Annotated in this window: 12 protein-coding genes; 4 read left to right on the top strand and 8 right to left on the bottom strand. The window is 70.3% G+C overall.

Going from position 1 to position 14,919, the window contains the following annotated elements; translation table 11 throughout:
• Positions 1 to 540: 540 nt before the first annotated feature.
• Together MM440_RS16125 and MM440_RS16120 are read left to right on the top strand one after the other, a co-directional pair.
• Complete coding sequence (locus MM440_RS16125) at positions 541 to 2,127, top strand: FMN-binding glutamate synthase family protein (RefSeq protein ID WP_241446058.1); 1,587 nt, start codon at positions 541 to 543, stop codon at positions 2,125 to 2,127.
• Entirely contained in the window at positions 2,124 to 3,857 is a 1,734-nt protein-coding gene (locus MM440_RS16120; RefSeq protein WP_241446056.1) for a thiamine pyrophosphate-dependent enzyme, read from the top strand. The genes MM440_RS16125 and MM440_RS16120 overlap by 4 nt, the downstream gene beginning before the upstream one ends.
• 9 nt (positions 3,858 to 3,866) lie before the next feature.
• On the opposite strand, the gene MM440_RS16115 is transcribed toward MM440_RS16120, so the two are convergent.
• From MM440_RS16115 to MM440_RS16085, 7 genes are all read right to left on the bottom strand, one after another.
• On the bottom strand, positions 3,867 to 5,291 hold the full coding sequence (locus MM440_RS16115; protein WP_241446047.1) for a xylulokinase: 1,425 nt from the start codon (positions 5,289 to 5,291) through the stop codon (positions 3,867 to 3,869).
• A gap of 96 nt (positions 5,292 to 5,387) precedes the next feature.
• Positions 5,388 to 6,467: a zinc-dependent alcohol dehydrogenase family protein gene (locus tag MM440_RS16110; protein ID WP_241446038.1), complete on the bottom strand. Its 1,080-nt coding sequence runs from the start codon at positions 6,465 to 6,467 to the stop codon at positions 5,388 to 5,390.
• Positions 6,468 to 6,476: 9 nt separating this feature from the next.
• Complete coding sequence (locus MM440_RS16105; protein ID WP_241446036.1) at positions 6,477 to 7,439, bottom strand: NAD(P)-dependent alcohol dehydrogenase; 963 nt, start codon at positions 7,437 to 7,439, stop codon at positions 6,477 to 6,479.
• The gene (locus MM440_RS16100; protein WP_241446034.1) at positions 7,439 to 8,941 is read right to left on the bottom strand and encodes a mannitol dehydrogenase family protein; all 1,503 of its coding nucleotides are present in this window, start codon (positions 8,939 to 8,941) and stop codon (positions 7,439 to 7,441) included. Before MM440_RS16100 ends, MM440_RS16105 begins: the two co-directional genes overlap by 1 nt.
• Positions 8,941 to 9,801: a carbohydrate ABC transporter permease gene (locus MM440_RS16095; protein WP_241446032.1), complete on the bottom strand. Its 861-nt coding sequence runs from the start codon at positions 9,799 to 9,801 to the stop codon at positions 8,941 to 8,943. Before MM440_RS16095 ends, MM440_RS16100 begins: the two co-directional genes overlap by 1 nt.
• A complete protein-coding gene (locus MM440_RS16090; protein WP_420914185.1) occupies positions 9,798 to 10,775 on the bottom strand; it encodes a carbohydrate ABC transporter permease in 978 nt (325 codons plus the stop codon). Before MM440_RS16090 ends, MM440_RS16095 begins: the two co-directional genes overlap by 4 nt.
• Positions 10,775 to 12,139: an ABC transporter substrate-binding protein gene (locus MM440_RS16085; protein WP_420914184.1), complete on the bottom strand. Its 1,365-nt coding sequence runs from the start codon at positions 12,137 to 12,139 to the stop codon at positions 10,775 to 10,777. Before MM440_RS16085 ends, MM440_RS16090 begins: the two co-directional genes overlap by 1 nt.
• A 244-nt stretch (positions 12,140 to 12,383) precedes the next feature.
• Between MM440_RS16085 and MM440_RS16080 the strand changes: the two genes are divergently transcribed.
• Positions 12,384 to 13,385, top strand: coding sequence for a sugar-binding transcriptional regulator (locus MM440_RS16080; RefSeq protein WP_241446026.1), 1,002 nt, complete (start codon positions 12,384 to 12,386; stop codon positions 13,383 to 13,385).
• A 10-nt stretch (positions 13,386 to 13,395) separates the two neighbouring features.
• The gene (locus MM440_RS16075) at positions 13,396 to 13,941 is read left to right on the top strand and encodes a YbhB/YbcL family Raf kinase inhibitor-like protein (RefSeq protein ID WP_241446024.1); all 546 of its coding nucleotides are present in this window, start codon (positions 13,396 to 13,398) and stop codon (positions 13,939 to 13,941) included.
• Positions 13,942 to 14,014: 73 nt separating this feature from the next.
• Here MM440_RS16075 and MM440_RS17475 read toward each other — a convergent pair whose 3' ends face one another.
• Positions 14,015 to 14,881: a zinc-binding dehydrogenase gene (locus tag MM440_RS17475; RefSeq protein WP_241446021.1), complete on the bottom strand. Its 867-nt coding sequence runs from the start codon at positions 14,879 to 14,881 to the stop codon at positions 14,015 to 14,017.
• Positions 14,882 to 14,919: the final 38 nt, after the last annotated feature.

The following is a 14,919-nucleotide window of genomic DNA, read 5'->3' as shown; positions in this document are numbered from 1 at the left end:
GGTTGCCGGCGTTGCTGACACGGCTGTTGGCCGCCGAGACGGCGGTTGGCGCCTCCCAGGCCCGGTAGATCACCTGCCCGCGGTTCGCGTGGGTGGGCATGGCGTGCGCTTCGGACTGATTGACGGGTCTACGGAACAGTTTTGATCGTTCAGGCGCTCGTGAATCAGTCCGAAGCGCACGCTCGGGCGAGACTCGACGCCTCCGTGGTGGTGCGCGTGGGGCCGCTGCGGTCGACATGGTGATGGATCACCGAGACGGCGTTTAGTCACCCCCATCCCGCCGACACGGCTGTTAGCCACCGAGATGGCTGGTACACCCGCCATCTCGGTCGCCAAGTGCCGTGTCGGCGGGGTTGGCGTGCACAACCGCCGTCTCGGTGGCCAGGTGCCGTGTCGACGGATCGAGGAGGGTCAGGAGGGCCAGGCCCGCCGAACCGCAACCAGTCGTCGGGACTACAACGGCTGAGCCGGCGCTGAGGATCAAGGCCGTTCTCGGCGGGAGTGCCGTATCGGCACCGGCAGATAGGGCAAGGTCAGGCCATGGGTCTTGATCGCGATCTCCCCGGGCTACCGCCGCACCACAGCGGTGCGCACGACGCCCTCCGCACCGCCGCCGTCGGGCTGGCCAGCGCCACGGCAGCGCTGGCTGCCCGAGACCTGGTGCAGCGCAAGCACTCGGTGCTGCGCAACTACCCGGTCGTGGGGCATCTGCGCTACCTGCTCGAGGACATCCGCCCCGAGCTGCAGCAGTACTTCATCGAGCGCAACTGGGACGGGCGGCCCTACGACCGCGACACCCGCTCGATCATCTACGAGCGGGCCAAGGGGATCCACGGCGAGCAGGCGTTCGGGACCGAGCGCGACGTGGAGGCGATCGACTACGAGTACCTCGTCCACTCGACCGTGCCGGCCACGGCGCCGGACGACCCGCCGCGGGTGCTCATCGGCGGGCCGGACTGCACCAAGCCCTACTCGATGTCCCTGCTCAACGTGTCGGCGATGAGCTTCGGCGCGCTGTCGGCCAACGCGCTGCGCGCTCTCAACAAGGGCGCGGCGATGGGCGGCTTCGCCCACGACACCGGCGAGGGCGGGCTGTCGCCCTACCACGAGGAGTTCGGCGGCGACCTGGTCTGGGAGATCGGCACGGGGTACTTCAGCGTGCGCACCAAGGACGGCGACTTCGACCCCGAGGAGTTCGCCGACAAGTCGAGCCGGGACCAGGTCAAGTGCGTGTCGCTCAAGCTGAGCCAGGGCGCCAAGCCGGGCATCGGCGGCGTGCTGCCGGCGGCGAAGGTCACCAAGGAGATCGCGAAGATCCGCGAGGTCCCGAAGGGGCAGAAGTGCGTCAGTCCGCCGACGCACCGCGTCTTTTCGACCCCGACGGAGCTGATCGAGTTCGTGGCGCGGATGCGTGAGCTCTCCGGCGGCAAGCCCGCGGGGTTCAAGCTCTGCGTCGGGTCGCGCACCGACGTGCTCGCCATCTGCAAGGCCATCCTCGAGGTGGGCACGGCGCCGGACTTCATCATTGTCGACGGCGCCGAGGGCGGCACCGGTGCGGCCCCGCTGGAGTTCGAGGACCACGTGGGCATGCCCCTCACCCAGGGCCTGATGACCGTGCACAACGCCCTGGTCGGCACCGGGCTGCGCGACCGCATCAAGATCGGGGCGTCCGGCAAGATCTCGGCCGGCAACGACATCGTGAAGCGGTTGATCCAGGGCGCCGACTACACCAACGCCGCCCGCGCGATGATGATGGCGGTGGGCTGCATCCAGGCCCAGATGTGCCACACCGACAAGTGCCCCGTCGGGGTCGCCACCCAGAACCACCGGCGGGCACGCGCCCTCGACGTGGGTGACAAGAGCCAGCGGGTCCAGCGGTTCCAGGAGGCCACCGTCGCCGAGGCCGTGCAGATCATGGCCGCCATGGGTGTCACCCACCCCAGCCAGCTCGACCCCACCATGCTGCGCCGCAACGTCTCGTCCACGGCCAACCAGTCGTACGCCGAGGTCTACGAGTGGCTCGCACCGCGGCAGCTGCTGTCCGAGCCGCCGCAGAGCTGGGCCGATGACTGGGCCATCGCGAGTGCCGACACCTTCCACTCCCGACGTCAGGAGACCCACCGATGACCACCCCCAAGACCGTCGCCGGCTCGATCGTCACCGCGCTCGCCGACCACGGCGTGACCCAGGTCTGGGGCGTCGTCGGCGACGCGCTGAACCCGGTCACCGACGCCATCCGCACCGAGGACCGGGTCGAGTGGATCGGCGTGCGGCACGAGGAGGCCGCGGCGTTCGCGATGAGCGCGCAGGCCCAGCTCACCGGGCGGCTCGCCGTCTGCATGGGCACCGTCGGCCCCGGCGCCATCCACCTGCTCAACGGGCTCTACGACGCCAAGAAGTCGCACGCGCCGGTGCTGGCGATCATCGGCCAGGTGCCGAGCGAGGAGATGGGCAGCGACTTCTTCCAGGAGGTCGACAACGACGCGCTCTTTCGCGACGTCGCGGTGTGGTGCCGCACGGTCACGTCGGCCGCGCAGATGCCGCTGCTGCTCGAGCAGGCCGTCAACGCTGCGTACGCCGAGGAGGGCGTGGCCGTGCTGACCCTGCCCGGAGACCTCGGGGACGCCGAGCTGCCCGACGGGGCGCACGTCCCCACCTTCGCGCCGCCGGCGGGGCCGGCCGCCGCCCCGCTCACCCAGATCGACATGGCCGTCGCCGCGATCGACGACGCCCCGAAGGTCACCTTGCTGGTCGGGCAGGGTGCCCGCGAGGCCCGGACCGAGGTGCTGGCCCTGGCCGAGCGGCTCAAGGCCCCGATGGTGCTCACCCTCAAGGCCAAGGAGGGGCTCGAGCAGGACAACCCCTACGAGGTCGGCCAGTCGGGACTGATCGGCAACGAGGCCGCGGCGAAGGCGCTGCACGACTGCGACCTGCTGCTGATGGTCGGCACCGACTTCCCGTATCGGAACTTCTATCCGGAGGGCAAGGTCGTCGTCCAGCTGGACCTGCGCCAGGCGCACATCGGGCGGCGCACCCGCTGCACGCACGCCATGATCGGCGACGCCGGCGAGACGCTGCGCCTGCTGCTGCCACGGCTGGCCGCACGCTCCGACAGCGGTCACCTGGACGATGCGCGCGAGGTCTACGAGAAGTGGCGGGAACGCCAGGCCAAGCTGGCCCAGCCGGACTACGAGAAGCGCAGCCTGATCGGCAGGCTACGCGGCAAGGTCGACAACCCCGACGACCTGATCCGGCCCGAGGCCGTGGCCGCCGCCGTGGACCGGCACGCGCCGCAGGACACGCTGTTCACCACCGACACCGGCATGTCGACGGTGTGGTTCTCCCGGTTCGTGACGATGACCGGCACGCGGCGGCTGATCGGCTCCTACAACCTGGGGTCGATGGCCAACGCCCTCCCCCAGGCGGTCGGCGCCCAGGCCCTGGACCGCGAGCGGGCGGTGGTGGCGTTCTGCGGCGACGGCGGCCTCATGATGCTGCTCGGCGACCTGCGCACCGCCGTGACCTACCGGCTGCCGGTGACCTTCGTGGTGTTCGACAACGGCCGGCTCGGGATGGTCAAGCTCGAGCAGGAGCAGGGCGGCCTGCCGGAGTTCGGCACCGAGCTCGACAACCCCGACCTGGCTGCGGTCGGGGCCGCCCTCGGGCTGGCGACGCGCCGGGTGACCGACCCCGAGGAGCTCGACGAGGCGGTCGCCTGGGCGATCGCCCAGCCCGAGCCGACCCTGCTGGACGTGGTGACGAACCCGCAGGAGATCTCGGTGCCGCCGCAGGTGAGCATCGCCCAGGGGTGGGGCTTCGCGATCGCCAAGGCGAAGGAGTCGCTCGAGAGCCGGTAGCCCTCCCGCTCAGACCCCGTAGACCTGCTGGGCGAGTGCCGCGTAGCGCTCGCGGATGCGGGCGCCCACCTCGACGTCGTGCACCGGCAGCTCGACCGCCGTGGGGACGGCCCAGGCGGGCGGCTCGGGGGCGTCACCGGACGTCGCGGCGAGGGCCCAGGCGGCCTGGCGCGCGGCACCGATCGCGACGTACTCCCCCGGCTCGGGGATCGTGACCGGGGTGCCGAAGACGATCGGCGCGATCTCCTGGACGGCCCGTGAGGCGGCGGCGCCACCGATCAGGAAGACCCGGCGCACCTCATTGCCGTGCGCGCGCAACCCCTCGATGCCGGCGGCGAGGTTGCACAGCATCCCCTCGACGCAGGCACGCGCGAGGTTCTCGGGCGTCATGTTCTCGCGCGTCATGCCTCCCAGGGTGCCGGTCGCCTCGGGGAGGTTGGGCGTGCGCTCGCCGTCCAGGTAGGGCAGCAGGGTGAGACCGCCCGCGCCCGGCTCGGCCGCCAGGGCCAGCTCGTCCAGGCCGGCGAAGTCGGTGCTCAGCAGCCGGGTGGCCGCGGTCAGCACGCGGGCCGCGTTGAGCGTGCAGAGCAGGGGCAGGTAGCGCCCGGTCGCGTCGGCGAAGCCCTGGATGCCGTTGACGTCGCCGGTGGGCTGGTCGACGACGGCGAAGACGGTGCCGGACGTGCCGAGCGACACCACCACGTCACCGGGGACCAGGCCGAGGCCGAGCGCGGCACCCATGTTGTCGCCGGTGCCGGGCGCGACGAGCATGCCGTCAGCGGTGCGGCCGGCCGTCGCGGACGGGGCGAGGACCTCGGGCAGCTCCAGCGAGCGACCGAACGCGCGCTCCAGCAGGTCGGTGCGGTAGTCGTCGGTGGTCGGCGACCAGTAGCCCGTGCCCGACGCGTCGCCGCGGTCGGTGAACCAGCGCTCGACCGGGGCGTCGCCGTAGAGCACCTTGGCGCTCACCCAGTCGTGCGGGAGCACCACGCGGGTGACCCGGGCCGCGAGGTCGGGCTCGTTCTCGGCGAGCCAGCGCAGCTTGGTCACCGTCAGCGCGGCCACCGGCACGTTGCCGATCGCCTCGGCCCACGCGTCGGGTCCGCCGAGCTCGGCGATCAGGTCCTCGGCGGCCTTGGCCGACCGAGAATCGTTCCACAACAACGCTTCTCGCACGACCTGACCCTGCTCGTCGAGGGTGACCATGCCGTGCTGCTGACCCCCGACCGCGATGGCCGCGACGCCGTCCAGCAGCCCGTCGGCGCTGGCCTCGCCGAACGCCTCCCACCACCGGTCGGGGTGGACGGAGGTGCCGTCGGGGTGCGAGGCCCGACCTTGCCGCAGCACCTGTCCGGTCTCGGCGTCGCAGACGACAATCTTGGTCGACTGGGTCGAGGAGTCGACTCCGGCGACGAGGGTGCGCGGCTCACTCATGAGGACTGCGGTCTCCTGGGGTGCGGGGCTTGGGTGCGGGGCTTGGGTGCGGGGCTTGGGTGCGGGGATCTTGGTGCAGGGATCTAGTGGGCGGGCTCAAGGGAAGACGATGCACACCTTGCCACCCTGGGCGGCGTCCGCGAGCTCGTAGGCCCGGCCGGCCTCCTCGAGCGGCAGCCGGTCGGTGACGATCCGGTCGGGATAAATGTCGTGGCGCGACAGGTGCTCGAGCAGCTGCTCCATGTGCAGCGTCGAGGCCACCCACGAGCCGTAGAGCGTGATCTGCTTGTGGATCATCAGGTCCGACACCGCGAAGGTCACCGTGCCGCCCTCACCGACGAACGCGCACCGGCCCCACGCGCGGGTGTTGCGCAGCGCGCTCTCGCGGGCCGTGGCGTTGCCCGAGCAGTCGATGGTGACCTCGCAGCCCGCTCCCCCGGTGACCCGGTCGACGGTCTTGTCGACCGCGTCGGGGGCGACCGCCTCGTCGACGAGCCCGAGCTCGAGCGCCTGGGCGCGACGGTCGGCGCTGACGTCGGTGCCGACGATCGAGGTGACCCCGAGCGAGCGCGCCAGCATCGCGGTGGCGAGACCGACCGGGCCGAGCCCGGTGACGAGCAGCCGGTCGCGCGCCGACAGCGAGACCTTCTCGATCGCCTCCCACGCCGTGCCGAAGCCGCACGAGACCAGCGCGCCGTCCTCGTAGCTGAGGTTGTCGGGCAGCGGGATGCAGGTCGCCTCCTCGGCGAGGAGGTACTCGGCGTGCCCGCCGTCGCGCTGCCAGCCGTGCGCTGCGCGGAACGGCGCGTGACAGGCGACCTGGTAGCCCCGGCGGCACTCGGCACACATGCCGCAGCCGGCGATGTGGTAGACGACGACGCGATCACCGACCTCGAGCCGGCGCGCGCCCGGACCGACCGCGACGACCTGGCCGCACGGCTCGTGCCCTGCGACGACGCCCTGGTAGGCCTCGGCGCCGTGGCCGAGGTGCTCGCGGTAGATCGCCCGGATGTCGCTGCCGCAGATGGACGAGGCCTTCATGGCGAGCAGCACCTGGCCGGGTCCCGGCGTGGGCACGTCGACGGTCACGTGCTCGACGGTGCTGTCTCCGGGTAGCCGGACACCGGCCATGCGCGCGGGCAGCGGCTGAGCAGACTGCTGGGTCGGGTGGGGCAACACAGGCTCCTACCGCTGGGGGCAGACGATGGTCTTGATCGCCGCGGGGTCGGTGCGTCCCGCGAGCAGGGCGTCGGCGGCCTCGGCGAGCCCGACGTGGCCCGTGACGAGCCGGTCGAGGTCTACGACTCCTGAGGCCGCGAGCCGGATCGCCGTCGGCCAGGTGTTGGCGTAGCGGAACGTGCCGGTGACCTCGAGCTCACGCTCCTGGACGACCGACAGCGGCAGGGCCAGCTCGTCACCGCCCATGCCGACCAGGACGACGCGTCCGGCGGGCGCGAGCGCCTTGATGGCGGCGATGGTCGCCGGACCGTTGCCGGAGCACTCGAGCAGCACCTCGGGGCGCTCGGTCAGCTCGTCCAGGCTCTGGGTGCGGCTGTCGATGGTCTGGGTGGCGCCGAGCTCGCGGGCGACCTCGAGGCGGTGCTCGTTGATGTCGGCGACGGCGATGGAGGTCGCGCCGCACGCCTTGGCCACCTGGACGGCGACCATGCCGATCGGGCCGGCGCCGATGACGAGCACCCGGGTGCCCGCGCCGACGCGCGCCTTCCGGGCCGCCCACACGCCGACCGACAGCGGCTCGAGCAGCGCCGCGGCGTCGTCGGACACCGAGTCCGGGATGTCGTGGGCGAACGCCGAGTGCACCGTGACCAGCTGGGCGAACGCGCCGTCGATCGGCGGGGTCGCGTAGAAGCGCATGTCGTAGCAGAGGTTGTAGCGCCCGGCGAGGCACTGCTCGCAGGTGAAGCAGGGCACCCCCGGCTCGATCGAGACGCGCCGGCCGACGCGGGCGGGGTCGACGCCCGCGCCCACCTCGACGATGCGGCCGGAGGCCTCGTGGCCGAGAACCAGCGGGCTCTCGACCACGAAGCGACCGATCCGGCCGTGCTCGTAGTAGTGGGTGTCCGACCCGCACACCCCGACGGCGGCGACCTCGAGGTCACCCGGTCCGTTGAGCACGGCGACGCGCATTACTTCCCCCACTCCTCCAAGGTGGCGCGCGAGCCCTGGTCGTGCAGCGAGCTCAGCGCCTTCAGGTAGACCGTCGTGAAGCGCTCGTCGTCGACGAGGTCGCCGAAGAGGTCGCGCTGCTGCAGGAAGGCCAGCGGGTCGTCGCCCTGCTTGGCGGCGGCGGCCATGACCTGCTCCTTGAGCCGATCCTGCACCTCGATGGGCTCACCCTGCTCGTCGACACCCTCGGCGTATCGCGCCCAGGAGGCGACGACGAGAGCGGAGCGGTCGATCTCCCCGCCGGACGCGAGGTTCTCGTTGATGACGGGCACCAGCCACTTCGGGATGCGGTCCGAGCTCTCCAGGCAGAGCCGGGCGAGGTGGTCACGGACCGAGGGGTTCGCGAACCGCTCGATCAGCTGGTGGCGGTACTGGTCGAGGTCCATGCCGGGGACCTCGGGCAGCGTGGGCGAGCCCTCCTGCTCCATGTAGCCGAGCAGGAACGTCACGAACAGCGGGTCCGAGCACACCTCGTGGGCGTAGCGGTAGCCCGACAGGTAGCCGAGGTAGGCCAGCGCCTGGTGGGAGGCGTTGAGCAGCCGCAGCTTCATCAGCTCGTAGGGGATGACGTCCTCGACCATCTGGGCGCCGACCTTCTCCCAGGCCGGACGGCCCTGCGGGAAGTGGTCCTCGATCACCCACTGGGTGAACGGCTCGCACACGACCGGCCAGCCGTCGACGACGCCGAACTCCTCGGTGAGGGACGCGCGGTCCTCGTCGGTGGTGACCGGCGTGATCCGGTCGACCATGGAGTTCGGGAAGGCGACCTCGGCGCGGATCCACTCGGCGAGCTCGGGGTTGTTGACCTCCGCGAACGCCGACACCATCTTCTTCGCGACGTCACCGTTCCCGGGGATGTTGTCCGAGGACTGCACCGTGAACGGGTCCTTGCCGGCGGCCCGCCGGGCGGCGAGCGCGGCGACGATGAACCCGAAGGCGCTCGTCGGGGTCGCGCCCGGCTCGAGGTCGGCCTTGATGGACGCGTCCTCGGGGTTGAACTCCCCCGTCACCGGGTGGAAGCAGTAGCCGCCCTCGGTGATGGTGAGGCCGACGATCTTGGTGGCGTCGTCGACCAGGGCGTCGATGACGGCCTGGGGGTCGTCCGGCGCGAAGAGCACGCCGGTCATCGAGCCGATCACCTGGGCGTCGCGGTGACCGTCCGGGTGCTTGACCACGAGGGTGTAGAGCCCGTCCTGGGCCGTCATCGTGTCGTAGATCCGGCGGTCGTGCGGCAGCGTGGCCACCCCGGTGATGGCCCACCCGTCGGCCAGCCCCTGCGCCTTGAGGGCGTCGAGGTACATCGCCTGGTGGGAGCGGAAGAACCCGCCGACCCCGAAGTGGACGATCCGGTCGGTGACCGTGGCCCGGTCGTAGCCGGGGACGACCACCGGGGACTCGATCGCGTCGAGGTTCGCCTCGCTCAGCTCTACCGGCTTCTTGGCGGTGTCGTTCGTGTCGGACATCAGCGCACAGCTCCCATCGACAGACCCTGGACCAGCTTGTCCTGCGCGGCGAACCCGGCGACGAGCACCGGCAGCGAGACCACGAGCGACGCGGCGCACACCTTCGCGAGGAACAAGCCCTGGCTGGTGACGAACCCGGTGAGGAACACGGGGGCCGTCTGCGCCACCGTACCGGTGAGCACGCGGGCGAAGAGCAGCTCGTTCCAGCTGAAGATGAAGCAGATCAGCGCGGCCGACGCCAGACCCGGCATGACGACCGGGGCGACGACCTCGCGCAGCGTGCGGACCAGGCCCGCGCCGTCGACCTGCGCGGCCTCGAGCATCTCGACCGGCACCTCGGCGAGGAACGAGCGCAGCATCCACACCGCGATCGGCAGGTTCATCGAGGTGTAGAGGATGATCAGCAGCCAGATGTTGTCGAGCAGGTGGACCTTCTGCGCGAACAGGTAGATCGGCAGCAGGCCCGCGACGACGGGCAGGAACTTCGTCGAGAGGAAGAAGAACAGCACGTCGGTCCACTTCTGCACCGGCCGGATGGAGAGCGCGTAGGCGGCCGGGAACGCGAGGATCAGCACCAGGATCGTGGACAGCACGCTCGCGGTCAGCGAGTTGAGCAGCGACGGCCACGGGCCCGAGTTGAAGAACGAGCGGTACCCGTCGAGCACGAGCGGCGCGAACGGCGACGGCGGGTTGGTGGCCGCGTCGGACTCGCGGTGGAAGGAGGTCAGCACCATCCACGCGAAGGGCAGGAAGAAGCCGAGCCCGACCAGCCAGGCGACGATGCCGAGCAGGGTGTCGACGGGAGACTTCTTGGGCTGGTTGATGACCTGGCCGGACGACGTCGTGAGCTGCTTGCTCATCGGGACTCCTCCTGGAAGATGCTGAAGACCGTGCGCAGGGCAGCCGTCGCCACGATCAAGGTGATGATGACGACGATGACGCCGGCCGCGGAGGCCCGCCCGTAGTCGTGCGCGGTGTAGAAGGTCTGGTAGATGAAGTACGGCAGGTTCGCCGTGCCGAGGCCACCGGACGTGATCGTGAAGACGTGGTCGAAGTTCTGGACGATGTAGATCGTCCCGAGCAGGGCCGCGAGCTCGATGAACTGGCGCAGGTGCGGCAGCGTCATGTGGGTAAAGATCTGCCAGTTGCTCGCACCGTCGATGCGGGCGGCCTCGACGACGTCCATCGGACGGCTCTGCAGACCGGCCAGCAGGATCAGCATCATGAACGGCGTCCACTGCCACACGATCGCGATGATGATCGCCCACAGCGGGTTCTGCGAGATCCAGTCCGGCTGAGGGGCGTTCGCCCCGAAGACCGCGCGCAGCAGGCCGTTGAACAGGCCGTACTCAGGGTTGTAGAGCGCGTGCTTCCACAGCAGGGCGGCCGCGACCGGCACCACGAGGAAGGGCGTGATCATGAGCGTGCGCACGATGCCGCGACCGGGGAAGGTGCGGTCCAGCAGCAGCGCGATGATCAGGCCGAGCACCAGGCTGATGATGACCGAGGCGGCCGTCAGCAGGACGGTGACCCAGATCGCCTGACGGGCGTTGACGTCGGTCAGCACCTTGGCGAAGTTGTTCAGGCCCGCGAACCCGATCTCGTCGGGGTAGTAGGCGTTCCACTTCATGAACGAGATGACGATCGTCGCGAGGAACGGCAGCTGGGTCAGCACGATCGTGAAGATCAGCGCCGGCAGCAGCGGCATCCGCCGGGACCACGCGCCCGCCCGCGAGATGGCCGAGGCCACCTCGGTGTTGGTGTGCGGCGTGTTGGAGTGGGACGAGCTGCCGTGGGGGACGTTGCTCGCCGGGGTGTTGGTGGCGGTGCTCATCACTTGCCTCGCTGACGGTAGGTCTCGGCGACGTCGTCGGCGAGCTGTTGACCCTTGTCGAGAGCCTCGTCGACCGTCATCTTGCCGGCGATCGCCGCGCTGACGTCCTGCGAGACCTGGGTGCCGAGATCGGGGAACTCGGGGATGTCGACGAACTGGATGCCCATCGCCGGCCGCGGCTGCACGCCGGGGTTCAGCGGGTCGGCGGCCTCGATCGCCGCCTTGGTCGGCTCGGCGAACGCCGCGGACACCTTGAGGTAGTCGGGGTTCTCGTAGGTCGAGGCACGCTTGCCGGCGGGCACCCGGGTCCAGCCGAGCTCCTTGCCGACGGTCTCTTCGTACTCCTTGCTGGAGGCCCACGAGATGAACTTCCAGGCGGCGTCCTTGCGCGGGCTCGCCTGCTGGATCGCCCACGCCCAGGTGTAGAGCCAACCGGAGGACTTGGTCTCCTTGACCGGCGCGGCCGCGTAGCCGAACTTGCCCTTGGTCGGCGAGTCGTCGGCCTCGAGGGAGCCGGCGGCGCTGGTGGCGTCGTACCACATGGCCACGTTGCCCTGCATGAGGTTGTTCAGGCACTCGGTGAAGCCCGCCTGCGGCGCGCCCTTCTCACCGTGCGCCCGGACCAGGTCGACGTAGAAGTTGACGGCCTCCTTGAACGGCGCCGCGTTGACCTGGGCCTCCCAGTCCTTGGTGAACCAGGTGCCGCCGAAGGTGTTGATCACGGTGCTGAGCGGGGCGAAGATCTGGCCCCAGCCGGGCTGGCCGCGCAGACAGATGCCCTTCATGTTGGGCCGGGCCCCGTCGACCTTGGCGGCGATGTCGGCCACCTGTGCCCAGGTCGGGTTCGCGGGCATCGTCAGGCCCTTCTCGGCCAGGACGTCCTTGCGGTACATCAGGAACGAGGACTCACCGTAGAACGGCTGACCGTAGATCTTGCCGTCCGAGGACAGCGACGTCGTCATCGGCTTGAGGATGTCGCCCTGGTCGAAGCCCGGGTCCTTGGCGATGTAGTCGTCCATCGGCGCGATCCACTTGGACTTCGCGTAGATCGGGATCTCGTAGTTCGACAGCGACGCGACGTCGTACTGACCGGCCTGGGAGGAGAACTCCTGGCTGATCTTGTCGCGGACGTCGTTCTCCGGCAGGACGGTGTAGTTGACCTTCACCCCGGTCTTGGCGGTGAAGTACTTGTCGGTCAGCTGCTGGAGGTCGACCATCTGTGGGTTGTTGACCATGAGGACGTTGACGGTGTTGGCTCCGCCGCCCGTCCCGCCTCCGCCACCCCAGCCGGCGCAGCCACCGAGGGCTGCTGCGGTGACGGCCGTCGCGGCAACCGCCACGGCCTTGACGAGTGTTCTCGGCACAAATCCTCCTCGTTGAGTCCCGCCCCGTCCCTGTCGGTGCTGGCAGGGACGGTCCACGATGCGGGGTGTCGGCCACGGTTGGCGCACGGCGACCCGGCTGACCCAACTGGTGCTCATATGAGCGAACAGTTGCGCAACTGAGTGCCCATATGAGTAAAGTGGCGCTCATGCGGTTTGTCAATGGGGTGACCGCATCGGGATAGCAGCTGGTGTGGGACCGCCGTCCCAGCCGAGAGGGGTCGCCATGTCGTCGCACACGGAGCGCAACCGGCCGGTCCCGCTGCCCGCAGGGAGCCTCGCCGCCGGACCGGTGCCCAGCGCCACGGCGGCGATCCTGATGGGCAAGGTCGCCCGCCGCTACTACCTCGAGGGACGGTCCAAGGTGGAGATCGCCCAGGAGGTGGGGATCAGCCGGTTCAAGGTCGCCCGACTGCTCGACGAGGCCCTCGCCACCGGGCTGGTGCGCATCGAGATCAACCCCCTCGGCGAGATCGACATCGACGCCTCGACCCGGCTGCAGGACGCCCTCGGGCTCGACCACGTCGTCGTGGTGACGGTCGCCGACCCCGCGCCGGCCGCCGTCCGACGCCAGGTCAGTGCCGCCGCCGCCACGCTGCTCGGCGAGGTCCTCGAGCCGACCGATGTCCTCGGCCTGCCGTGGTCCCGCAGCGTCTACGCCATGGTCCAGGCGCTGCGCAGCCTGCCGCCCATCGAGGTGGTGCAGCTGAGCGGCGCCCAGACGCTCGAGGGTGAGGACGCCAGCGCCATCGAGGTGGTCGTGCAGGCGGCCCGCCTCGCCGGCACCCGCGGCCACGTGTTCTACGCCCCCATGCTGGTGGACGACGTCGCGACGGCCGACGGGCTGCGCCGCGAGCCGCAGGTGATGGACGCCCTGAACGAGGCGCGCCGGGTCACCAAGGCCGTCGTCGGCATCGGCCACTGGGCACCGGGCCAGTCCACGATCTACGACGCCAGCACCGAGGCCGACCGGGAGCAGCTGCGGGCCGCAGGGGTCGTCGGCGAGATGGCCGCGGTCTGCTACGACGCGCGGGGGCACGTCGTGCGGACCCCGCTCGACAAGCGCCTGATCACCGTGCCGGGCGACGTGCTCGCGGCCATCCCCCAGGTCATCGCCGTCGCGACCGGGGTAGACCGGGCCCCTGCGGTGCGGGCGGCGGTCACCGGAGGTCTGGTGTCGTCCCTGGTCGTCGACGACGCACTGGCACGGGCGCTGCTCGCTGGTTAGGGTCGGGTCCATGGATCTCGACCGACCGATCGCCCCCGATCCCTACTCGTTGCTCCCCCAGGTCCCGTCGCTGACCGTCACCAGCGAGACCTTCGCCGACGGCGACACGCTCGGCGAGGCCCAGGTCTTCGACTCGTGGGGGATGGAGGGCGGCAACGTCTCTCCCCATCTGTCCTGGTCCGGCGCCCCCGAGGGCACCAAGGGCTACGCCGTCACCTGCTTCGACGCCGACGCGCCCACGCCGAGCGGCTTCTGGCACTGGCTGCTGGTCGGCCTGCCCGCCGACACGACCAGCCTGCCCGAGGACGCGGGCGCGGAGTTCGGCAAGCACCTGCCGCGGGGCGCGTTCATGATGGCGAGCGACTACGGCATCAAGGCGTTCGGTGGCGCGGCCCCGCCGCAGGGTGACCGGCCGCACCGCTACATCTTCGCCGTGCACGCGCTGGACACCGACGACCTCGGGCTGGACGACACCGCGAGCGGTGCTGCCACGGCGTTCACCATCGGGTCGCACCTGCTGGCCCGCGGCACGATCACCGGGCTCTACTCCTTCTAGCAGCGCTACCAACGACGAAGCGAGCCCGGTGACCGGGCTCGCTTCGTGTGGTTCGAGTGCTGTGGCTCGACTGCTACGGCTCGACGGTGACCTTGATGGCCTCGCCCTTAGCGACGATGTCGAACGCCTGCAGCACGTCCTCGAGCGGGATGTGCTTGGTGATCAGGTCCTTCACCGGCACCTGACCGGTCGAGATGTACTCGAGGGCCCGCTTGTTGTGTGCCGGCGACGAGCCGTTGGCCCCGTGGATGTGCAGCTGGCGGTAGTGCACGAGGTTGGAGTCGCACTGGATGTAGGGGTCGTTCTTGGGCAGGCCGACGAAGAACGAGATCCGGCCGTTGCGGGCCGCCATCGAGATGGCCTGCTCCTGGGTGACGTTGGCGGGGGTGGCGGTGATGATGACGTCGGCGCCGCGGCCGTCGGTCATCTTCATCACCTCGGCGACCACGTCGACCTTCGAGGCGTCGATCGTGGCGTCGGGCTGCACGGCGTCGGCCGACATCTTCAGCCGCTCGGCGTTGACGTCGACGAGGACGATGGTGCCGGCCTTGTGGACGCCGCGGGCGATGCGGATGTGCATGCAGCCGATCGGGCCGGCGCCGAAGACGACGACGAAGTCACCCTCCTCGATGCCGAGCTGCTCCTGGGCGTTGATGGCGCAGGCGAAGGGCTCGGCGGCGGACCCCTCGTCGAAGCCCACGTTGTCCGGGATGCGGTTCAGGCCGTCGACCTTGAGCACCTGCTCGGGGACGATCATGTACTCGGCGAAGCCGCCGTCGTACTGGTAGCCCACGGACGTCTGGTTCTGGCAGACCTCCATCCAGCCCTTCTTGCACTCGTAGCAGTCCCCGCACGGCACCGCGGCGATGGACTGGACGCGGTCGCCCACCGCGAAGCCACCGAGGGCCTCGGCGCCGACCTCGACGACCTCACCGGCCACCTCGTGCCTCGCTGCTGCTCAAGACCGACAAGTCCGAC

The organism is Arsenicicoccus piscis, assembly GCF_022568835.1.
Taxonomy (GTDB): Bacteria; Actinomycetota; Actinomycetes; order Actinomycetales; family Dermatophilaceae; genus Arsenicicoccus; species Arsenicicoccus piscis.
This window is presented reverse-complemented; position numbering and strand designations above follow the sequence as displayed.